Origin of the sequence: Nocardia sp. NPDC049190, from assembly GCF_040648115.1 — a bacterium.
GTDB lineage: Bacteria > Actinomycetota > Actinomycetes > Mycobacteriales > Mycobacteriaceae > Nocardia.
The window spans coordinates 1-22,082 of the sequence record NZ_JBEZDE010000050.1; the positions used below are offsets into that span (position 1 = coordinate 1).

A 22,082-nucleotide genomic window follows, 5' to 3' on the forward strand; every position below is an offset into this window, starting at 1 on the left:
CGCCGCAATCTGGCACAACCTCGCCACCAACGCCCCCACCAGCCGATCACTCACCGCCTACGACCACTAACGTTAGGAATCACTCGTCTAGGACCTGCACGCAATGCTGGACGCCCGAGCGGTACCGAGTGCGACTCGCAGCTTGTCCGAATGTACCGGCGATACAACGATTTCGGAGGAATCTCCTATGACTGACCACGGCGTGACTTTCATCAATGCGATCGAGGTCCCCGCGGAACGGGTCGACGAATTCATCGCGCAGTGGCGCGAGCGTGCGATGCTCATGCGGACGGCCCCTGGGTTCCGGGATGTGCGCCTGCATCGGGCACTGTCGCCGGACGCGCGCTTCCAACTCGTCAATGTCGCGCACTGGGACAGCGCCGAAGCATGCGAGGCCGCCGGCGCGAACCCCACCGTGGTGACCTCGGTCGACGAAGCCGGAAAGATCGCCGGGGCCAACCCCGGTCTGTACGAAGTTGTCGCTGAATACCTCTGAATACTCGTCACATCCGCTGCCACCGCAAGGAGATCCGCCATGTCCTCGGCGTTGCCGTGTACACCACTCGCGACCGCGGCGCGGGAGTTGATCGACGCCGATCTCGCACCGAGCCTGCGCAACCACAGCATTCGCTCATTCCTGTTCGGCCGCGCCGCGGCCACCGCCCAGGGACTGCGGGCGGGCACGGACTACGACGAGGAGGCTATGTATCTCATCTGCGCACTGCACGACATCGGCCTGTCCGACGTGGCGAATGGCGACCAGCGGTTCGAGATCGACGGCGCCGACTACGCGGCCCAGTTCCTCGAGGCCAACGGCGTCCGCGACGGGCGCGTCGATGTGATCTGGGATGCCATCGCCGCCCACACCTCCGGACTCAGCAGTTCGCCGGTCTACCGGCGCCGGCGTCCCGCGGCTATCTGGATCGCCGTGGACGGCATCCGGATCGACATCGAAGGCAGTCCGGGGACTCTCCCACCTGGCTACGCCGATGAGGTGCACGCCGCCTATCCGCGGCTCGGCGGCATCCAGGCGCTCGCCCGCGCCATCGAGCAGCAGGCCGTCGCCAAACCACACAAAGCTCCACCGGGATCGCTGCCTGGGGAGATCGTGCGCCTTCGCCACCCCGACCTGGTCCCCACCTGGGACGACATTGTCGCCGGCAGTGGCTGGCAGGAGAGCGAGCCCGCCCACCGCTGCGCGGAATTGTGAGCAACCGGTAGGACAGAGAGGACGCTTCGATGGATTTCACCACAGTGGCGGGCTTGGGCGGCCTGGCATTCGTATCGGCGGCGGTCGTCATCAACCTCATCTACGTGCGGGGTCGGCTGCCTTTTCCGATGTCGGCCCAAAGTGTGGACGCGGTCGAGGAATCTTTTGCCGGCGTCGGCGACGCGTTGAAACGGCCTTCGGTGCTCGCACCGGCTACCTGGCTGTGCACCACAATTTTCGCAGCTGGGCTGCTGTCGGTGCTGTGGCGCGGTGGAGAAGGCGCACAGGCATGGGCGTTGGTGGGCTTTGCCGGGGTGCTGATGCAAAACGCCACATTCACCGTCGTCGAGGCACTTCGGTTCGGTATGGCCACAGCGGCCGCCCATGCTCGCGGAACCACCGCGGGCCTGTGGGGATTCAGTAACGTGCTGTTCGGCTTCAACCAGGTCTTCCTGGCAACGGCGCTGCTGGGCTTCGGCATCGCCGGATCGGATGTCGGATTCCTCCCCCCGTGGCACGCCTGGCTGGGGTACGTCAGTTCCGCGTTGCTTTTCCTGTCGTCATCGTCTGGTCCGTACAACGCCGACGGCGCCAACCGCATCGCGGTGGTCGGTCTGATCGGCTGGCTCGGGTGGGTGGCCTGGATTGTCGCCTGCAGCATCGCGCTGCTGCGCCTATAGGTCGGATCACCTGCGATTCACGAATAAGACACCTCGTTCGGCATATCCGGCAATCGCCGTCCGGGGCTGTCGAGCCCACACTGGAACAGGAGGGTCGATGCGCGCTTCGGCCGCTGACGTTCAGTCGAACCACACCCCGGCCCGGAAGGTCTTTGTCACCGGATCCACCGGCGCAATCGGCCGCTATGTCGTTGCGGCACTGGTCGATTCCGGACACGAGGTGACGGCCTTGGTGCGTACCGCGGAAAAATCGGCTGCGGTAAGAGCCCAAGGTGCAACACCCATCGCGGCGTCGTTGTTCGACCGAGACGAACTGACCGTCGGGCTGGCCGGGCATGACGTAGTGGTGAACCTGGCCAGCGCTCTTCCCTCGACCCGGCAGTTCCTGTCCGACCGCGCCTGGCGCAGAAACGAACACGCTCGTATCGACGGGTCGACGACTCTGGTCGATGCCGCACTGGCCGCTGGTGTCGGTACGTTCATCCAGGAATCGGTCGCCATGATCTACCCCGACAAGGGGGCCGACTGGATCACCGAGGACGTCCCCGCCGACCGCTACCCGCGCGCCATCTGTAGCCGCGTCGCCGAGGACAACGCCCACCGCATCACGGCCGCGGGCGGAACCGGGATCGTGCTGCGCTTCGGCGTCTTCTGCGGTATCGGCGCCACCCACAGCGAAGAGATGCTCACCGCGGCCCGTCGCCATATCGTCTCGGTGCTCGGCGACGCCGACGGTTACGTCTCCACGATCCACCTGACCGATGCCGCCGCGGCCGTCGTCGCCGCACTCACCGCCCCAGCCGGCACCTACAACATCGTCGATGACGAACCACTCACCAAACGCGACTACGCCACCGCCCTGGCCGCGGCGGTGGGCAAACGACCCTGGCTGCGCGTTCCCGGCCGCGCCGCCCTACTCGCCGGCCACCGAGTCACCTCACTGACGCGATCACTTCGAGTGAGCAACCACCGCTTCCGCACCGCTACCGGCTGGGCCCCGCACTACCCCAGCGCCCGTGAAGCATGGCGCGCTACCGCAGCCGCCGCAGGAGCATGCCGGCACCGAGCTACACAGGTGTAGACGCAGTATCCGACGTTTGCCATCGGTGAGCCGCCCCGCTCGCGTCGTGGTGTGCGGCGTTTGTTGTCCCCGCAATTAACAAGCACGCACGCTTGCTTTTTTTCGAACCGAGTGTGATGCTGGACGCGGAACGTGGACACCTCGGGTGCGGCACGCGGCCGTGCGCCGCGGTTCGCCGCAAGGATTGCCCGGATGAACGTCCAGTCGCCGTACAGGAGGCATTCCCGCTGATGAGTATGCTCGCCGCAGACCCCGATGTACTCCGGATCGGCAACTGTTCGGGCTTCTACGGTGATCGGTTCGGGGCCATGCGCGAGATGCTCGAGGGCGGGCAGCTCGATGTGCTCACCGGTGACTATCTCGCCGAGCTGACCATGCTGATCCTCGGTCGGGACCGGATGAAGGATCCTAGCCTGGGCTATGCCAAGACCTTCGTCGAACAGATCGAGGACTGCCTCGGGCTCGCCATCGAACGCAACGTGCGGATCGTCGCGAACGCGGGTGGCCTCAATCCCGCCGGGTTGGCCGAAAAGCTGCGCAAAGTCGCGGCCGAGCTCGGGGTGGACGCGACGATCGCGCATGTCCAGGGCGACGACCTGGTCGCGCGCGCGGGTGAACTCGGCTTCGGCGCGCCGCTGACCGCCAATGCCTACCTCGGCGCGTGGGGCATCGTCGAATGCCTGAATGCGGGCGCGGACATCGTGGTCACCGGCCGCGTCACCGACGCCTCGGTGGTCGTCGGTCCGGCCGCCGCGCACTTCGGCTGGGGCCGAACCGATTACGATCAGTTGGCCGGGGCGGTCGTAGCGGGACACGTCATCGAATGCGGTACCCAGGCCACCGGCGGCAACTACGCCTTTTTCACCGAACTCGCCGATCTCGGCAGGCCGGGCTTTCCGATCGCCGAAATCCGTCGGGACGGCAGCAGCGTCATCACCAAGCAGGAAGGCGCCGGCGGCGCGGTCACCGTCGACACCGTCGCGGCCCAGCTGATGTACGAGATCCAGGGCGCCCGCTACGCCGGACCCGACGTGACGAGCCGGCTGGACACCCTCCGGCTCGATCAGGAAGGACCGGATCGGGTACTGATCAGCGGGGTCACCGGGGAGGCGCCGCCACCGCGCCTGAAGGTCTCCCTGAACACGCTCGGCGGCTTCCGCAACGAGATGGAGTTCATTCTCACCGGGCTGGATATCGAGGCGAAAGCCGCACTGGCGCGACGACAACTGGAATCCTGGTTGCCGACCCGACCCGAAGAGCTGACATGGACCCTGGCCCGGCTGGACCGGCCGGACGCCGACACCGAGGAACAGGCCAGCGCGTTGCTGCGTTGCGTGGTCCGCGATGCCGATCCGAACAAGGTCGGTCGCGCGTTCTCCAATGTCGCGGTGGAGCTGGCACTGGCCAGCTACCCGGGATGCAGCTTCACCACCTTGCCCGGCAACGGATCTCCTTACGGCGTGTACACGCCGGGGTTTGTCGTTGCCACCGAAGTGCCGCACGTGGCAGTCCTGCCCGACGGCACGCGCGTGGCCGTCGCTGCGGCCACCGACACGATGGAACTGGAGGAGGTAGCCGAGCCGCCGGTTCCGGAACCATTGCCGCCGAGCGACACCCGCCGCGCGCCGCTGGGTGCGTTGGCGCTGGCCCGCAGCGGCGACAAAGGCGGCAACGCCAATATCGGCGTATGGGTGCGCACCGATGAGCAGTGGCGCTGGCTGGTGCACACGCTCACGGTGGATCGGATCAAAGAGCTGCTTCCGGAGACGGCCGCGCTGACCGTCATCCGGCACGTGCTGCCCAACCTGCGGGCGCTGAATTTCATCGTCGAAGGTCTGCTCGGTCAGGGCGTGGCCTACCAGGCCCGCTTCGATCCGCAGGCCAAGGGCCTCGGCGAATGGCTGCGGTCTCGTCACCTCGACATTCCAGTGGAGCTGTTCTCATGACCGGCCGGGGCCCGGAAGCGGCAACTCGCGTTACCACGCGGAGGCCCGGTCATGAAAGAGAGGACACCGCATGACCAAACTGTGGGAGACGCCGGAGCGCCGCGCATTGCGCGCCACGGTGCGAGGTTTCGTGGAACGCGAGATCCTGCCGTATCTGGACGACTGGGAGCGCGACGGCGCGATCCCGCGCGAGCTGCACAAGACAGCCGGCGCGCTCGGCCTACTCGGGGTGCAGTTCCCGGAATCCGCGGGTGGTTCCGGTGGTGACGCCGTCGACGCGATGATCGTCTGCGAGGAGATACACCAGGCCGGCGCGTCGGGCGGACTGTTCGCCTCGTTGTTCACCTGCGGCATCTCCGTGCCGCACCTGATCGCCGCGGGCGACGCCGAGGCGATCGAACGCTGGGTGAAGCCGACCCTGGCGGGGGAACTGATCGGCTCGCTGGCGATCACCGAGCCGGGCGGCGGCTCCGACGTCGGGCACCTGACCACCACCGCGCGTCGCGAGGGTGAGCATTACATCGTCAACGGCGCCAAGACCTACATCACCTCCGGGGTGCGCGCGGACTACGTGGTCACCGCGGTGCGCACCGGAGGACCGGGCTCCGGAGGCATCTCGCTGCTCGTGGTCGACAAGAACACTCCTGGCTTCACGGTCAGCCGCAAACTGGACAAGATGGGCTGGCTCGCCTCCGACACCGCCGAACTGTCCTACGTGGATGTCCGGGTGCCGGTACGGAATCTGGTCGGCCAGGAGAACTCCGGCTTCTACCAGATCGCGGGCGCGTTCGTCAGCGAACGCGTCGGCCTTGCGGTGCAGGCGTATTCGAGCGCGCAGCGCTGCCTGGACCTGACCCTGCGGTGGGTACGCGACCGGGAGACCTTCGGCCGCCCGCTGATCAGCAGGCAGGCGGTGCAGAACACGGTCACAGAAATGGCGCGGCGGATCGATGTCGCCCGCGTCTACACCCGCGATCTGGTGCAGCGCAGCGCCGAAGGCGAAACCGACCTGATCGCCGAGGTGTGCTTCGCCAAGAACACCGCGGTCGAGGCGGGCGAGTGGGTGGCCAACCAGGCTGTCCAGCTCTTCGGCGGCCTCGGCTACATGCGTGAATCCGAGATCGAGCGACAGTACCGGGACATGCGCATTCTCGGGATCGGCGGCGGTACGACGGAAATCCTCACCGGGCTGGCGGCGAAGCGATTGGGGTACACCGCATGACCGGTCAGGCCCGCAGAAGACAGCTCGCGACCGATCATGCGAGGAGGTACACCGCATGACGACGCTGCGCAGCGCGCTGGACACCGCGTCGCCCGAGTACGAAGCGGCCGCGGCGGCCATGACCGCCAAACTCACCGAGGTCGAGGCCGAGTTCGCCAAGGCGATCGCGGGCGGCGGCCCGGACAAGCTGGCACGGCATCGCAAACGCGGAAAACTGACCGCGCGCGAACGTGTCGAACTGCTCATCGACGAGGACTCCCCGTTCCTCGAACTGTGCCCGCTGGCGGGCTGGGGCAGCGAATTCCACGTCGGTGCGAGCACTGTCGCCGGTATCGGCATCGTCGAGGGAGTCGAATGCATGATCGTCGCGCCGGATCCGACCGTACGCGGCGGCACCTCGAACCCGTGGACGCTGCGTAAGACGTTGCGCATCAACGACATCGTGCGGGAGAACCGGCTACCGGTGATCTCGCTGGTGGAGTCCGGCGGTGCGGACCTGCCGACGCAGAAGGAAGTGTTCGTCCCCGGCGGCCGGATGTTCCGTGACCTGACCCAGGCGTCGGCGGCGGGGATTCCGACCATTGCGCTGGTGTTCGGCAATTCCACCGCGGGTGGGGCCTACATCCCGGGCATGTCCGATCACGTAGTGATGATCAAGGAACGCTCGAAGGTGTTTCTCGGTGGCCCGCCGCTGGTCAAGATGGCCACCGGGGAGGAATCCGACGACGAATCCCTCGGCGGCGCCGACATGCACGCGCAGATCTCCGGACTCGCCGACTACTACGCGGTCGATGAGCAGGACGCGATCCGCATCGGTCGCTCCATCGTCAAGCGGCTCAACTGGCGCAAGCAAGGGCCCGCCCCGCGGGCCGAGGTGATCGAGCCGCGCTACGACCCCGAGGATCTGCTCGGCATCGTGCCCGCGGATCTGAAGATCCCGTTCGACCCGCGCGAAGTGATCGCCCGCATCGTCGACGGCTCGGATTTCGACGAGTTCAAACCGCGCTACGGCAGCAGCCTGGTCACCGGATGGGCGCAGCTGCACGGGTATCCGATCGGCATCCTGGCGAACGCGCGCGGGGTGCTGTTCTCCGAGGAGTCGCAGAAGGCGACCCAATTCATCCAGCTGGCGAACAAGACCGATACGCCACTGCTGTTCCTGCACAACACGACCGGCTATATGGTCGGCAAGGAGTACGAGCAGAAGGGCATCATCAAGCACGGCGCGATGATGATCAACGCCGTCTCCAATTCGAAGGTGCCGCACATTTCGGTGCTGATGGGCGCGTCCTACGGCGCCGGCCACTACGGTATGTGCGGCCGGGCCTACGATCCTCGGTTCGTCTTCGCCTGGCCCAGTGCTAAATCCGCGGTCATGGGCGGTGCGCAATTAGCCGGGGTCATCTCGATCGTGAGCAGGGCGGCCGCCGAGGCGAAGGGCCTACCGTTCGACGAGGAGGCCGACGCCGGCATGCGCGCCATGGTGGAGGCGCAGATCGAGGCCGAATCACTGGCGATGTTCATGTCCGGACGGCTCTACGACGACGGCGTCATCGATCCGCGCGATACCCGCACCGTGTTGGGAATGTCCCTGTCGGCCATTCACAATGCCCCGATCAAGGGCGCCGACGGCTTCGGCGTCTTCCGAATGTGAGGCCGAGCCGTGTCCGACCAACCCCTCGCCCCGCCGATCACGAACGTCCTCGTCGCCAATCGTGGCGAGATCGCCCGCCGGGTCTTCGCCACCTGCCGACGCATGGGTCTGGGCACCGTCGCGGTCTATTCCGACGCGGACGCCGCCGCGCCGCATGTCGCCGGGGCCGACGCCGCCGTGCGGCTGCCCGGCAACACGCCCGCCGACACCTACCTGCGCGGTGAACTGCTCATCGAGGCGGCCCTGGCCACCGGCGCCGACGCCATCCACCCCGGATATGGATTTCTCTCCGAGAACGCCGAATTCGCCAGAGAAGTGCTGGACGCCGGGCTGGTCTGGATCGGCCCTCCGGTCCAGGCGATCGAGCAGATGGGTTCGAAGGTCGCCGCGAAGAAATTGATGGACGCCGCCGGCGTCCCGGTGCTCACCGACCTGGATCCGGCCGAGGTCACTGCCGAACAGCTGCCCGTGCTGATCAAGGCCTCCGCGGGCGGCGGAGGGCGTGGGATGCGGGTGGTGCGCAGTCTTGCCGAGCTGACGCAGCAACTCGACGCCGCCCGCCGCGAAGCGGAATCCGCGTTCGGTGATCCGACGGTGTTCTGCGAGCGCTACCTCGAGACCGGCAGACATATCGAGGTCCAGGTGATGGCCGATACGCACGGCACCATCTGGGCGGTCGGCGAGCGCGAGTGCTCCATCCAGCGCCGCCACCAGAAGGTGATCGAGGAGGCTCCCTCGCCCCTGGTCGAGCGCACCGACGGCATGCGCGCGCGGCTGTTCGACGCGGCGCGGCTGGCGGCGGGCGCGATCGGCTACACCGGCGCGGGCACCGTGGAGTTTCTCGCCGACGAGCAAGGTGAGTTCTTCTTCCTCGAGATGAATACTCGTTTGCAGGTGGAGCATCCGGTCACCGAGTGCACCACCGGACTGGATCTGGTTCGGCTGCAATTGGACGTCGCCAACGGCGCCGCGCTGCGCACCGAACCCCCCGCGATACGTGGCCACGCGATCGAGGCGCGGCTCTACGCCGAGGACCCGGCGAATGATTGGCAACCACAGAGTGGGACGTTGCACCGGATCGACATCCCCTCGGTCGCTACCGAGTTCGACCTGCTCAATCGTCCGGGCATACGTTTGGATACCGGTGTGGTGGACGGTTCGGTTGTCGGAGTGCATTACGACCCGATGCTCGCCAAAGTCATCTCCTACGCCGAAACACGTACTGAGGCAGCGCGATTGCTGGCCGGCGCGCTACAGCGGGCGAAGATCCACGGTCTGGTCACCAACCGAGATCTGCTGGTGCGGGTGTTGCGCCACCCCGCGTTCGCGGCCGGAGACACCGACACCGCGTTCTTCGTCACGCACGGCCTGGACGGCCTCGCGGCCCCGTGGGTATCCGAGTCCGACGAGGCGCTGTCGATCGTCGCCGCCGCGCTCGCCGACGCCGCCGCGAACCGCGGCGGGGCCGGGGTCGGTGGTGGACTGCCCAGCGGCTGGCGGAATCTACCCGCGCAATCGCAGCGTAAGTCCTACCAGAGCCGCACCAGCGGGACGCACGAGATCGGCTACCGGTTCGGGCGCACCGGCGTCACAGTGGACGGGCATGATGGTCTCGAACTCGTCGAGTCCGCTGCCGATCGCGTGGTGTTGGCCGTACCCGGCGAGCGGGGTCCGGTGCGCAGAGGTTTCGAGGTCGCGCGCTACGACGACCAGGTCTACGTCGACTCACCTCTGGGCCCGGTGGCGGTGCGCAGGTTGCCGAGGTTCAGCGATCCCGCTGATCAAGTGGCTACCGGGTCGTTGCTCGCTCCCATGCCGGGCAGTGTGATCCGACTCGGCGCCGAAGTCGGCAGCCATGTCGAACGAGGCCAGCCCATCCTCTGGCTGGAGGCGATGAAGATGGAGCACACCGTCGCCGCGCCCGCCGCCGGCGTGCTCAGCGCGGTCCATGTCGCCGTCGGCCAGCAGGTCGACCTCGGCGCCGTTCTCGCGGTCGTCGACCCTGCCGAGGACAACGAAATACCGGAGGCGCGATGAGACCCACTCGCGCAGCGATCATCGAGCCGACGAAGTGCGGGAGCCCCCCGCGAGACACAGGAGTACTGATGAGCTTCATCGAAACCGAAGAGCAGAAGGCGCTGCGGGCCGCGGTCGCGGCACTGGCCACGAAGTACAACTACCGCGACTATGCGCTGCCCAAGGCACGCAAGAACGAGCCGCTCAGCGAATTGTGGGACGAAGCAGGCAAACTCGGCTTCCTCGGCGTGAACCTGCCCGAGGAATACGGTGGCGGCGGCGCGGGCATGTACGAGCTGGCGCTGGTGATGGAGGAGCTGTCCGCGCAGGGCGCCGGTCTGCTGCTGATGGTGGTCTCCCCGGCCATCTGCGGCACCATCATCACCAAGTACGGCACCGACGCGCAGAAGCGGGAATGGCTGCCCAAGCTCGCCGACGGTTCCGGCACGATGGTCTTCGGCATCACCGAGCCGGACGCGGGTTCCAACTCGCACCAGATCACCACTACCGCCCGCCGGGATGGTGACGACTGGATCCTCAACGGCCGCAAGATCTTCATCTCCGGCGTCGACCAGGCCGAAGCCGTGCTGATCGTGTCCCGCACCGAGGACCACAAGACCGGCAAGCTCGAGCCGGCGCTGTTCATCGTGCCGACCGATGCCGAGGGCTTCACCAAGACGCCGCAGGAAATGGACATCATCGAACCGGATCACCAATACAATCTGTTCCTCGATGATGTCCGGCTGCCGTCCACCGCGTTGGTCGGCAAAGAGGACGCGGCGCTGATGCAGTTGTTCGCGGGCTTGAACCCAGAGCGCATCATGGGCGCTGCCATGGCCATCGGTCTCGGTCGCTACGCCATCGATCGCGCCGTGGAGTACGCCAAGGAGCGCACTGTCTGGAAGACGCCGATCGGTGCGCACCAAGGTGTCGCGCATCCGCTCGCGCAGGTGAAGGTCGAGCTGGAACTGGCGAAGCTGATGATGCAGAAGGCCGCGACGCTCTATGACGCCGGTGACGAGATGGGCGCCGCCGAGGCCGCCAATATGGCGAAATACGCTGCGGCGGAGGCCAGTATCAAGGCACTCGACCAGGCGATCCAGACGCACGGCGGCGCTGGACTCACCCGTGATGTCGGGCTCGCCGCCATGCTCGCCGCCGCGCGCATCAGTCGTATCGCTCCGGTCAGCAGGGAAATGGTCCTGAACTTCGTCGCCCAGCACTCGCTGGGCCTGCCGAAGTCGTACTGAGAAAGGTTGCCGATGACCGAGACGGCGACGGGTCCGTTCGTCCACTATCAGGTGACGAACGGTGTCGCGACGCTCACGTTCGACTCGCCGCACAACCGCAACGCGCTGTCGTCCAAGCTCGTAACCGAGCTGCTGCGCGGGCTGGACGACGCGACGACCGACGACGCCGTGCGCACGATCGTGCTCGCGCACACCGGAACCACGTTCTGCGCGGGAGCCGACCTCACCGAGGCGAGCGATGCCGATCCCGCCGTGGCCGCCGACGAGCGCACCAGGGTCATGCTCGCGGTGCTGCGAAGGCTGGTGGAAACCCCGAAACCGGTGATCGCCCAGGTCGACGGCAACGTCCGCGCGGGTGGAATGGGCATCGTCGCGGCCTGCGATCTCGTGGTGGCCGGGCCGAACAGCAGTTTCGCGCTCACCGAGGTGCGGATCGGGTTGGCGCCGTTCATGATCTCGCTGACGTTGCTGCCCAAACTCGATCCGCGTGCGGCGAGCAGGTACTACTTGACCGGCGAGAAGTTCGACGCCGCCGTCGCCGCCGACATCGGCCTGGTCACCGTGACCAGCGACGACCCGGCGGCCGAGGTGGCGCGGTTGTGCGCGGAGCTGCGCAAGGGCTCACCACAGGGGCTGGCCGAGGCAAAGCGGCTGGTGAACGCGGACGTACTCGCCGGGTTCGATACGTCGGCCGAGCATCTCGCGCGGCGTTCCGCGAGCTTCTTCGGCACCCCCGAGGTACGCGAGGGCATGCTCGCTTTTCTGCAGCGTCGTCCGCCGAGCTGGGCAGAATAAACCCATGGCGACACCGCACGAACCCAAGCAGGACCGCAGCCGGGCTACTCGGCAGCGTCTGCTCGAGGCGACTATCGACTGCCTGGCCGACAAGGGCTGGGCGGCCGCCACGGTCGCCGTCGTCGCCGAACGGGCCGGGGTGTCGCGCGGCGCGGCCCAGCATCATTTTCCGACCAGGGAGGACTTGATCACCGCCGCGCTCGAGTACATGTTCGACACCCGTAGCGGGCAGGCCATGGAGGAGGCGGCGAGTTTATCGGGTCTGGTCGACGGCGTCGCCCGCACCGAGGCGGTGGTTGCCGGCCTGGTCGAGTCCTACACCAGCCCGCTGTTCAAGGCGGCTCTGCAGGTCTGGACACATGCTGCCGCCGACCCGGTCATGCGTGAACGCATCGTCCCGCTGGAGGCGCGCTTCGGCCGGGCCTCCCACCGTCGGGCGGTCGAGGCCCTGGGCGCCGACGACTCCGATCCCGTTGCACACCACCTGGTGCAAGCGACCCTCGACATGGCGCGTGGCCTCGGACTCGCCGACGTCCTGACCGACGACTCGGCGCGCCGCAAACGGATAGTCGAGCAGTGGGCGGCGACCCTGCATGCCGCCCTGCGCGCCCCGCATCCCTGATAAGCCCGCGATCGGAACAGAACTCACTGAATTCCGGTCCCCGCGCGTTTGTCGGACTCGAGATCGACAAGCGCGGCCGGATTCGAGTCCGAGCGACCGAAGCGAACTCGCGGGTGCGAACTCCGGTCACTCGGGCCCGAACAGGGCTGGCTGCGAATACGCAGTGCCGCACAGACAACCCGGCTAGCACAATCCTTGCTGCTCCAACCGCCCGGAATCGATGGCGTACGACGACGCACCGATCGCGGCGCCGATCAGTCCGACGATGATCGCTCCCGGGATCGCGCCGATAAAGAACACCGGCAGGCCGATGAGCGCTCCGACGGCCGCTCCGATCGCCGCACCCAATCCTGTCCTGAGTTCGATGGTGTCGCCGGGCGGCAGACATACTTTGATATACGAGACCCGCGGCGTTTCGCCGGCCGCCGCGATGAACTGATCCGACCGCTGCACCGGTCCGGCTGCCGCGGTGGCCGCGAAACCGACAGTGAGTGCGGTGGTGACCAGTGCACTGATGACCGTCACGGCCAGCTTCATAAAGGCATTCAACTGTTTCCCTGATTGTTCGCAGTGGACGCGTGACCTGATGGTGGCTGCGGCCACGGCTCCGGCGCGGAGCCGTCACACACCGATCATCATCGCCTGAGTTCCGCGACACGCCAACAATTTTCAGGTCATCGTTGCCTTTCTCCGATTCCACACGGCGCAGTCGCGCACAGCCTGGATCGTGTCACTGGTGGCGCCGCGCGGCGCGCGGATAAGCCGGACCGGGTGCGGGAAGCGATGTCGATCCCCACTCGGCGCATCGTTGGGCCTGGTCGAATTCTTCGCTGTTGGTCTGCACCAGTTCTCCTGTGCGGGCGCAGGTGTCACCGATGTTGTCGACTCACCCAGGTTGCTCGACCGGATTCGGGCGACCCGAGATCGTCTCGTGGTAGGTCTTTCCGCGGCTCATCCCGAGCAATCTGGTGATGGGCCGCAGCGTGAGAGCGGTGGCGATCGAGTCGCCGATGCGAGGTGACAAAGCCTCGCCGAGCAGCAGCATATTCGCCGTTCGCGGCAACACGACACGGCGCTTTCCGCGCCGAACCGCGCCCACGACAGCTTGCGCGACATCTTCCGGCGACAGCGGTGTCATGTGCCGGAACGGGGGAGGCATCTCAGCTTCCTTCGCATCCCGCAACAGGTCGGTGGCAGTGAGCGCCGGATAGATCACCGAGACCCGAATATCGCCGTCGGCGACCTCTTGGCGGAGACTGTCGGAGAATGCGGAGACCGCGTGCATCACGATGGCGTATGAGCCGAATCGAGAGAACGCTTTGCGTCCCATCACCGACGACATGTTGACGATCGCGCCCGACCCCTGTCGCCGAAATATCGGAAGTACGCGTTGCGTCACGTCGATCATCCCGAAAAGGCTCGCCTGCAGTGTCCGGTGGACGTTGTCTTCGAACGCCGCCGATTCGACAACGCCCACCTTCCCGATTCCAGCGTCGTTCACCAGGACGTCGATTCTTCCGAATCGGTTCATCGCGGCGTCTACGAGGGTTACCACCGCATCGTGGGAGGTTACGTCGGTCGGCACCGTCAGCGTTGCCGCGCCCAGATCGCGAATTTCTTTCTCTACCTGAGCGAGTCGGTCGACCGAGCGGGCCGCGAGGACCAACTGTGCTCCTCCCTGGGCAAACGCCAGCGCGACGGCTTTCCCGATTCCTCCGGACGCGCCCGTGACCAGTACCACCTTGTTCGCGAAGTCTGTGTTCATGAGCTTTCCTTTCGTGATGTATATACAACATATGGCCGGTGGGGATGAGCGCGGTCGCCTCTCTTACCTAGGCGTCTGGCGCGTACCCCATGCTGCTCGCAATCCCCTGAACCGCGTGGACGCCCGTCGACCCGAGGAGTTGCGCGGCCTGCCGCTGAGCATGCCGCCACTCGGGCAGCACGGACTCGATCTTGGCCTGGCCGGCGCGGGTGAGTACAACCTCCCGCATCCCTTTTGCATCAGACGACGAGGCCTCGATCCAGCCGTGTTTCAGCAGTAGATTCAAATTTCGACTGACCGTGGACCTCTCCAGTTGCAATATGTCGCCAAGCTTTGATGGTGGACACGGGCCGACCTTGCCCAGGGCGGCCAGGAGGTTGACCTGGGCAATCGTCAGACCATGACTGTTGAGGGCGCCGTCGTAGAGGCTGGTGAGAGCCCGGCTGATCAGCCGGGCTCTCACCGCCAGGCAGTCGCCCACGATCTCGTCGATGGAGGAGGTGCTCACATCCCCAGTGTTGCATATACATCAAATCGGGTCGAACGTGGCTCGCCCAGACGGGTGAGTGCCCCGGGGATCGGTTGCCATCGTCCGGGCATTCGGCGGAGCGAGCAGGAACCTTCCGGAATACCGCACGGCCGCTGGTTGGACGACGAACCCGAGGCAGTTGCCTCCGCACCGCCGCCGACGTGCGGCACCGGTGCGGAGGCGGTGTCCGGCGGGATCGGCAGTTGCACCGAACGCCGGAATCGCGATGCGCGCCCCGCAGACGCGGGGACGCATCGCGACGACTCAGTGGATAGCGGTCAGGTCGTACAGGGTGACGCTGTCCACCTCCACGGCGGTGAAGTTCTCCCGCACCCACTGCGCGATCCGCGCGCTGATGGACGACTCCGACGAACCCGGGCCGCGGCCGCCGCCGATGAAGTAATGGATCTTTCCTTCGGCGGCATACTGTTTGAACTGCTCCAGGGTCGGCGACGGGTCACTGCCGTTGAAGCCGCCGACCGGCATCACGGGCAGCTCGGTGGCCAACTGCACGCCGGCGGCGCTGTTCGAGCCGATAGCCGCGGCTACCCACGTGTAACTGCCGCTGTTCTGTTCGAGCAGGGACACCAGTTGTGCGCTGGGCTCCTCGGCGCCGAGAAGTCCACCGAACCCACCGCCACGGCCGCCGTCGCCCGCTCTGCCGCCGGGCATTCCCGGCGGCTGGCCGGCGCCTTGCCGGGCTTGCTGACCGCCGGGCATTGCGCCCTGCGGCCGTCCTGCCGGTGTCTGCCCACCGGGCATCGGCATCGATTCTGCTGAGCCCCCAGTCGGCGCGCCGCCCCCTGGCTGCCCCGGCGCCCGACCGGCGCGGCCACCCATGCCGTTCATCCCCTCGCCCCACGGTGGTCGGTGCCCGCGCATCGCGACGTTCGGCCCGGCCGAGGGCATCCCCCCGGCGTGTGGCGTGGCGATGGTGTCGACAGCGTAGGCCACCGGCCCGGCCAGCCCGGTGTATGCGACCGCCAGCGCGGACACCACGGCCAACTTCCGTGGCGCGGGAAAGAGGACGGAGATCGTCGCGAGCACGCCCACGATCAGCACGGTCCAGCGCAGCCACGGCTGCCATTCGGGACTGCGGGACAACAGCATCCACGCCGTCGCCGTGCTGAGACCGACCGCGAGCGCCATGGCGAGTCGCATCGCAATCCGGTGCCGTTCGCGCCACAGCGATACCGCTCCCGCGCCGACCAGTGCGGCGATCGCCGGAGCAAGGGCCACCGTGTAGTACTGGTGGAAGATGCCCGCCATGAAACTGAACACCAGTCCGGTCACCAGCAGCCAGCTGCCCCACAAGATGAGTGCGGCTCGCTGACGGTCGGTCCGCGCGGCCCTACCGCGCACCAGGATTCCGACGATCAACGCGACCAATGCCGCTGGGATCAGCCAGGCGATCTGGCCGCCCTGCGCGGGCTCGAACATGCGCGTGATGCCGGTGCTGCCCCACATGCCGTTGCCGCCGGGTGGAAGGTCGCCACCGGGACCGACGCTGCCGCGCTCATTACCGTTGAGCCGACCGAGCCCGTTGTAGCCGAGGGTCAGCTCCAGGATCGAATTCTCGTGCGAGCCACCGATCCACGGCCGCGAGGAGGCCGGCCACAACTCGACGGTCAACAGCCACCAGCCCGCGGCGAGCAGCATCGTCGCGCCTGCGGCGAACAGCTGCGCGATGCGTGTGCCGAGCTTCGGCGGACCGGCGACCAGGTAGGTCAGCGCCAGCGCGGGAACTACCAGCAGCACCTGTAATTGTTTGGTGAGGAAACCCAATCCGATCAGCGCACCGGTGAGTGCCAACCAGCGCCACCGTCCGTCCTCCACCGCTCGCAGCATCGCCCATGCGGCGGCGATCATCAGGAACACCAGTAGCGCGTCGGGATTGTTGAACCGGAACATCATCGCGGCAATGGGAGTCACCGCAAGCGTCAACCCGGCGAGCAGACCGGCTCCAGGGCCGAAAGTTCCACGCACCGTGGCCCATACGAGCGTCACCCCGGCTACACCCAGCAGCACCTCCGGCACCAGGATGCTCCAGCTGTTGAGCCCGAATGCCCGCACCGAGAGTTCCATCAACCACAGTGATGCCGGCGGCTTGTCCACGGTGATCGAGTTCGCCGCGTCCGACGATCCGAAGAAGAACGCCTTCCACGACACCGAACCCGCCTGCACGGCAGCGGAATAGAACGCGTTCGCCCATCCGTTTGCGCTCAGGTTGCACAGGTAGGCGACCGTGGTGGTGATCAGCAGCGTCGCCAGTGCCGGATATTCCCAGCCGACTGTGCGCCTCGGGGTCGGCCGCGGTTCGGCCACGACCGGCGGCGCAGCGAGTGTCGCCGTCATCAGTGAGTCCCTTCCTTGTCGAGTTCGATATTCGCCGCGGTACGAACCGAATTCGCGGTCCATGGCTCGCGGCTCACGTGCGATCGCGGCGGTGGGACAGCGTGTCCAGTGGGTGCGGGGGCTCGTGGTCCGGTCGCGGTCGCGCGATCGACGCCCGCGCTATCCCGGAACACCCAGCGCAGTCCGACGAACCGCAGCAGCGTCGCCACCAGATTGGCCGATACCAGGACGAACAGTTCCAGGTGCACCGAGGACTCCGGCGCCGAGTGCTGCAACGCGAACAGTGATCCGCTGGTCAAGGCCAACCCGATCGCGAAGATCACCAGCCCTTGGAACTGATGCGATACGACGCCGGTTGCGCCGCGCACTCCGAAGGTGAAAGCTCGGTTGGCCGCGGTGTTCGCCACGGCGGTGATGAGCAGCGCCGCGAGGTTGGCCGCCTGTGCGCCGACGAACGGTTGCGACACGACATAGAGCAATAGGTAGGCCAGCGTGCTCAGCACGCCGACAATCGCGAAGCGCACCAGTTGTCCGATCATGCCCAGCGGTACTCCGGGTACCAGCGGTTCTCGGCCCACCGCCTGGCGCAACTCCTCCAACGGCAGCGCCCCGGCGGCCAGCGCCCGTCCGAGCCGCCCGATGCCGAGCAGATCCTTGCGTGCGGTGTCGATGATGTCGACCCGGCTGTCGGGATCGTCGATCCAATCCACCGGCACCTCGTGGATGCGCAGCCCGGCCCGTTCGGCGAGCACGAGCAGTTCGGTGTCGAAAAACCATTCACCATCGCGCACCAGCGGGAGCAGACGTCGCGCGACGTCGGCGCGCATCGCCTTGAATCCGCACTGCGCGTCCGAGAAGTGCGCCCGCAGTGAGGCTTTCAACAGCAGGTTGTAGCAGCGGGAGATGATTTCGCGCTTGGGTCCGCGCACCACCCGCGACGAGGAGCTGAGCCGGGTACCGATGGCCAGGTCGGAATGTCCGGTGATCAGCGGCGCGACCAGCGGAAGTAGCGCGTTCAGGTCGGTGGACAGGTCGACGTCCATATAGGCGACGACCTGTGCGTCGGACCGTTCCCACACCGCGCGTAGCGCCCGTCCGCGGCCTTTGGCCGCCAGGTGCACCACGCTGACGTCGCCCAACTCCGCGGCGAGCAACCGCGCGACCCTGAGCGTCTCGTCGGTGCTCGCATTGTCGGCGACCGTGATCCGCGCCGGGAACGGAAACCCGTCGCGCAGATAGGCGTGCAGCCTGCGTACGCACACTCCGAGGTCGGACTCTTCGTTGTAGACGGGTATCACCACGTCCAGCACGGGCGCACCCGTGGTTTCGGTTCGTTCCGCCGCCGCGACGGTCACAGTCTCGGTCATACGAACCACCCTCGACCGCCACACTGCAGCGGAGCTGGGGTCCAGCTGTGAGGTTCCTGGGTGTGAATCGGCGACGGTGTCGCGCCACGCCACGTCGACGTAGCGTACGGTCGACGACAGCGGGACCATTCAGGTTCTCCGAGCAAAGGACCACGATGTCCGACAAATCTCCGCGCAGCTCGATGTCCAAGAAGTCCGGAAAGTCGATCAAGGAGAAGCGAGCGGCGAAGAAGTCCAAGTCCGCGGGGGAGCCCACCATAGATCCCAAGAAGCGCTGACTGTGCCGCTGGCGAAAGTCGGTGCAGCCCAACGGTGATCGGGGAGCGGTACGGCATGATCCGCGATCACGAAGACGCCTCCGTCGATGGCCTTCGATTCGGCCCCAACCGAATTCGCGCCGATCGTTCGGCGGCGGTCGACGGTCGGATCGCGACCCTCGGCAAGGACGCGGCCTCGTCGTCGCACGGGCCGAACCCGACAGATGGCTCGAGTTGCGGTCGGTTATCGCTTACTCGATGATTGCGTGACGCGGCGCACAATCAGACAGCCGGTGACCTGTTCGGAGTAGAGCTGTGGGCGCCCATTCGCACCGGAGGAATCCATGCCCTTGCAGCTGTCCGGAAAAGTCGCCGTTGTCACCGGCGCGAGTAGAGGTGTGGGCAAAGGCGTAGCGCTCGAGCTCGGCGCCGCGGGCGCGACGGTGTATCTCACCGGTCGCACCGTCTCCCCCGGGCCGCTGCCCGGCACGATCACCGAAACCGCGGCGGAGGTCACCGCGCTCGGCGGTCTCGGCATCCCGGTGCGCTGCGACCACCACGACGACGACCAAGTGGCGGCGCTTTTCGCGCAGGTCGAAGCGGAGCAGGGACAGCTCGACATCCTGGTGAACAATGTCTTCTCCGCGCCGGATCTCGCCGCATGGCTGCACCGCTCGTTCTGGGAGTTACCGCTGGGCGCGTGGGATCAAGTGCTCGGGATCGGGCTCCGCTCCCACTACGTCGCCTGCGTGTACGCCGCTCCGCTGTTGTTCAAGGCGCAACAGCCGGGAGTGGTTGTCAATATCTCCTCGTCGGGTGCGGTCTCGTACGGGCACAACGTGGTGTATGGCGTCGGAAAGCGGCACTGGACAAGATGACGGACCGATATGGCGGTCGAGCTGCGGCCACGAGGTATCGCGGTGGTGTCGGTCTGGCCTGGACTGGTGCATACCGAGCTGTTGGCCACCGCGACTCGGACCACCGACGACGGCCGAACCGTTGTCGACCTACCGGGCGAGGGAATGTTCGATGTCTCGCATGCCGAGTCGCCGCGGTTCGTCGGCCGGGGCGTTGCCGCGCTGGCGAGCGATCCTGAGATTCTGGAACGATCGGGCGGAACCGAGACCACTGCGGAACTCTCGGCACGGTATGGCTTCACCGACGTGGGCGGCACCGGGCCGGGGGTGATGTTGCGAACCGGTGCCGGGCAGCGGAATTCGGTGGCCGCACGACCTCAGGGATGAGTGTCCGAAACACGATGTAGCCGCCACAGCGGCGACACCGGGCCGTGGCCCGCGCCGAGATCGTAGGACGCGGCCAGACAGCGGTAGGTCCATTCCTTCGCGAACTCGACGGCCTCGGGAACCGGGTAACCGTGCGCGAGCGCGCAGGCGATCGCGGCGGCCAAGGTGTCGCCGCCGCCATGGTCGTTGCCGGTCGTGATGCGGGGGGCGGTGAACTCCAGGAAGTCCTCGCCGTCGAACAGCAGGTCGGTGCTGTACTCCGAGGAGCGCAGGTGTCCGCCCTTGACGATCGCCCACTTCGGCCCGAGCTTGTGCAGTGCCTCGGCCGCGCGCCGGGCCGAATCCTCGTCGTCGACGTGAATACCCGTGATCAGCCTGACTTCGTCCAGGTTCGGCGTCACGACGGTCGCGAGCGGGATCAGCGTGTGGCGGACTGCGTCCAGCGCCTCCGCGTGCAGCAGCGAGTCGCCATGCATCGACGCCGCGACCGGATCGACGACCAGCGGAATCGGGCCGTCGCCGCCGATACCGACCTCCTGGCAGACCGCCGCCACGGCCTCGATGATCGCGGTGGAAGCCAGCATGCCGGTCTTGGCCGCGCCGACGCCGATATCGTGCACGACCGAGCGCACCTGGTCGGCGACGATCTGTGGCGGTATCTCGTGAAAGCCGCTGACGCCCACCGAGTTCTGCACGGTCACCGCCGCCACCGCGACCAGCGCGTGTACGCCGCACAGTGCCATGGTTCGGGTATCGGCCTGGATTCCGGCGCCTCCGCCGGAGTCGGTCCCGGCAATGGTGAGCACCCGGGCGGGGGTTTGCCCCTCGGCGGGCAATGGCAGCAGTTTCACGAGACAAACCCTACGGCGGCCCGACCCTGTCGCCACTGGCAACCATGACCCACCCATCTTGGAGCAAATGAAAATCGTTATCATTAGTGGATGACGAACTCCGATCTGCTTCCCGTCACCGTGCTGTCCGGTTTCCTCGGTGCGGGCAAGACGACGCTGCTCAATCACATCCTCGCCAACCGAGACGGCCGTCGGGTGGCGGTCATCGTCAATGACATGAGTGCGGTGAACATCGATGCCGCGCTGGTCGCGGGGCAGGGCTACCTCGATCGGACCGAGGAGAAGCTGGTCGAGCTGACCAACGGCTGCATCTGCTGCACGCTGCGCGAAGACCTGATCGAGGCCGTCGGCAAGCTCGCCCGTGCGGGCCGGTTCGACCACGTGGTGATCGAGTCGACCGGGATCTCCGAGCCGATGCCGGTGGCGGCGACCTTCGACTGGGAGTTCGAGGACGGATCCACCCTCGGCGATATCGCGCGCTTGGACACCATGGTGACCGTGGTCGACGCCTCGACGTTCCTCGCCGAGGTCGCGCGCGGGCAGGCGCTGGCCGAGCGGAATCTGCACGCGGCCGACGAGGATGCGCGCACCATCGCCGATCTGCTGGTGGACCAGGTGGAGTTCGCCGATGTCCTGCTGGTCAACAAGACCGACCTGGTCAGTCCCGCGACCGTGGGTGCGGTATCAGCCGCGGTGCGCAAACTCAATCCGCGCGCTCATGTGCTGCGCACCAGCAATGGTGTCGTCGATCTGTCCGAAGTGTTGAACACCGGCCGCTACAACCCGGTGGTCGCGGCCGAGGCGGAGGGGTGGGACGAGGAGCTCGCCGGCGGGCATACGCCGGAGACCGAGGAGTACGGCATCCGCAGCCTCACCTACACCGCCGACCGGCCGTTTCACCCGCTGCGGCTGTCGGAGACACTGCGGCAACTGCGAGGGCTGTTGCGCAGCAAAGGATTCTGCTGGATCGCCAGCCGACCGTCACTCGCCGCGATCTGGTCGCAGGCCGGCCCGAACCTGGTCTTCGAACCCGCGGCCTGGTGGTCGTCGCTGGAAGTGCCGGCGGGGCAGGAACTGGTCTTCATCGGTATCGAGTTGGAGTGCGACAAGGTGCGTGCGCTCCTCGACGCTGCCCTGCTCACCGATGCGGAGTTCGCGGAGGGGGTAGCCGCATGGGTCGAATATCCCGATCCCTTCCCTGCCTGGGGCGAGTTGCACGAGCACGCCTGACGCGGTCG

Annotated in this window: 21 protein-coding genes; 15 read left to right on the plus strand and 6 right to left on the minus strand. The window is 66.8% G+C overall.

Features of this window, described 5'->3' with window-relative positions; all coding sequences use genetic code 11:
- Positions 1–187 precede the first annotated feature (187 nt).
- From AB0B25_RS28390 to AB0B25_RS28440, 11 genes are all read left to right on the plus strand, one after another.
- Positions 188–496, plus strand: coding sequence for an antibiotic biosynthesis monooxygenase family protein (locus AB0B25_RS28390; RefSeq protein WP_357185747.1), 309 nt, complete (start codon positions 188–190; stop codon positions 494–496).
- A gap of 39 nt (positions 497–535) precedes the next feature.
- Positions 536–1,210: an HD domain-containing protein gene (locus AB0B25_RS28395; protein ID WP_357185750.1), complete on the plus strand. Its 675-nt coding sequence runs from the start codon at positions 536–538 to the stop codon at positions 1,208–1,210.
- Between the two features lie 29 nt (positions 1,211–1,239).
- Positions 1,240–1,890 carry a hypothetical protein gene (locus AB0B25_RS28400; RefSeq protein WP_357185754.1) on the plus strand — a complete coding sequence of 217 codons (651 nt, stop codon included), beginning with the start codon at positions 1,240–1,242 and terminating at the stop codon, positions 1,888–1,890.
- A gap of 97 nt (positions 1,891–1,987) precedes the next feature.
- A complete protein-coding gene (locus AB0B25_RS28405) occupies positions 1,988–2,971 on the plus strand; it encodes an NAD(P)-dependent oxidoreductase (protein WP_357185757.1) in 984 nt (327 codons plus the stop codon).
- A 230-nt stretch (positions 2,972–3,201) separates the two neighbouring features.
- On the plus strand, positions 3,202–4,917 hold the full coding sequence (locus AB0B25_RS28410; RefSeq protein WP_357185760.1) for an acyclic terpene utilization AtuA family protein: 1,716 nt from the start codon (positions 3,202–3,204) through the stop codon (positions 4,915–4,917).
- A gap of 70 nt (positions 4,918–4,987) precedes the next feature.
- Positions 4,988–6,139 (plus strand): acyl-CoA dehydrogenase family protein, encoded by a 1,152-nt coding sequence (locus AB0B25_RS28415; protein WP_357185763.1) that lies wholly within the window; start codon positions 4,988–4,990, stop codon positions 6,137–6,139.
- Positions 6,140–6,194: 55 nt separating this feature from the next.
- Complete coding sequence (locus AB0B25_RS28420) at positions 6,195–7,793, plus strand: carboxyl transferase domain-containing protein (RefSeq protein WP_357185766.1); 1,599 nt, start codon at positions 6,195–6,197, stop codon at positions 7,791–7,793.
- A gap of 9 nt (positions 7,794–7,802) precedes the next feature.
- Entirely contained in the window at positions 7,803–9,830 is a 2,028-nt protein-coding gene (locus AB0B25_RS28425; RefSeq protein ID WP_357185769.1) for a biotin carboxylase N-terminal domain-containing protein, read from the plus strand.
- Positions 9,831–9,898: 68 nt separating this feature from the next.
- Positions 9,899–11,059, plus strand: coding sequence for an acyl-CoA dehydrogenase family protein (locus tag AB0B25_RS28430; RefSeq protein WP_357185771.1), 1,161 nt, complete (start codon positions 9,899–9,901; stop codon positions 11,057–11,059).
- A 12-nt stretch (positions 11,060–11,071) separates the two neighbouring features.
- A complete protein-coding gene (locus AB0B25_RS28435) occupies positions 11,072–11,854 on the plus strand; it encodes an enoyl-CoA hydratase family protein (RefSeq protein ID WP_357185774.1) in 783 nt (260 codons plus the stop codon).
- 4 nt (positions 11,855–11,858) lie between these two features.
- Complete coding sequence (locus AB0B25_RS28440) at positions 11,859–12,476, plus strand: TetR/AcrR family transcriptional regulator (protein WP_357185777.1); 618 nt, start codon at positions 11,859–11,861, stop codon at positions 12,474–12,476.
- Between the two features lie 183 nt (positions 12,477–12,659).
- Here the strand turns inward: AB0B25_RS28440 and AB0B25_RS28445 are convergent, their stop codons facing one another.
- From AB0B25_RS28445 to AB0B25_RS28465, 5 genes are all read right to left on the minus strand, one after another.
- Positions 12,660–13,001 (minus strand): hypothetical protein, encoded by a 342-nt coding sequence (locus AB0B25_RS28445; protein WP_357185780.1) that lies wholly within the window; start codon positions 12,999–13,001, stop codon positions 12,660–12,662.
- A 361-nt stretch (positions 13,002–13,362) separates the two neighbouring features.
- Complete coding sequence (locus AB0B25_RS28450) at positions 13,363–14,241, minus strand: SDR family oxidoreductase (RefSeq protein WP_357185782.1); 879 nt, start codon at positions 14,239–14,241, stop codon at positions 13,363–13,365.
- 67 nt (positions 14,242–14,308) lie between these two features.
- A complete protein-coding gene (locus AB0B25_RS28455; protein ID WP_357185785.1) occupies positions 14,309–14,749 on the minus strand; it encodes a MarR family transcriptional regulator in 441 nt (146 codons plus the stop codon).
- Positions 14,750–15,034: 285 nt separating this feature from the next.
- On the minus strand, positions 15,035–17,125 hold the full coding sequence (locus tag AB0B25_RS28460) for a glycosyltransferase family 39 protein (RefSeq protein WP_357185788.1): 2,091 nt from the start codon (positions 17,123–17,125) through the stop codon (positions 15,035–15,037).
- Complete coding sequence (locus AB0B25_RS28465) at positions 17,125–18,492, minus strand: bifunctional glycosyltransferase family 2/GtrA family protein (RefSeq protein ID WP_357185791.1); 1,368 nt, start codon at positions 18,490–18,492, stop codon at positions 17,125–17,127. Before AB0B25_RS28465 ends, AB0B25_RS28460 begins: the two co-directional genes overlap by 1 nt.
- Positions 18,493–18,647: 155 nt before the next feature.
- Between AB0B25_RS28465 and AB0B25_RS28470 the strand changes: the two genes are divergently transcribed.
- From AB0B25_RS28470 to AB0B25_RS28480, 3 genes are all read left to right on the plus strand, one after another.
- Positions 18,648–18,770 (plus strand): hypothetical protein, encoded by a 123-nt coding sequence (locus tag AB0B25_RS28470; RefSeq protein ID WP_357185794.1) that lies wholly within the window; start codon positions 18,648–18,650, stop codon positions 18,768–18,770.
- Between the two features lie 323 nt (positions 18,771–19,093).
- Positions 19,094–19,627, plus strand: a complete 534-nt coding sequence (locus AB0B25_RS28475; RefSeq protein WP_357185797.1) for an SDR family NAD(P)-dependent oxidoreductase — start codon at positions 19,094–19,096, stop codon at positions 19,625–19,627.
- 9 nt (positions 19,628–19,636) lie between these two features.
- Positions 19,637–19,993 carry a hypothetical protein gene (locus tag AB0B25_RS28480; protein ID WP_357185800.1) on the plus strand — a complete coding sequence of 119 codons (357 nt, stop codon included), beginning with the start codon at positions 19,637–19,639 and terminating at the stop codon, positions 19,991–19,993.
- On the opposite strand, the gene thiD is transcribed toward AB0B25_RS28480, so the two are convergent.
- Positions 19,984–20,844 carry a bifunctional hydroxymethylpyrimidine kinase/phosphomethylpyrimidine kinase gene (thiD, locus tag AB0B25_RS28485; RefSeq protein ID WP_357185802.1) on the minus strand — a complete coding sequence of 287 codons (861 nt, stop codon included), beginning with the start codon at positions 20,842–20,844 and terminating at the stop codon, positions 19,984–19,986. The genes AB0B25_RS28480 and thiD overlap by 10 nt on opposite strands.
- Before the next feature lie 90 nt (positions 20,845–20,934).
- Here thiD and AB0B25_RS28490 point away from each other — a divergent pair, with 90 nt between their 5' ends.
- Positions 20,935–22,074: a GTP-binding protein gene (locus tag AB0B25_RS28490; RefSeq protein ID WP_357185804.1), complete on the plus strand. Its 1,140-nt coding sequence runs from the start codon at positions 20,935–20,937 to the stop codon at positions 22,072–22,074.
- The last annotated feature ends 8 nt before the right edge of the window (positions 22,075–22,082 follow it).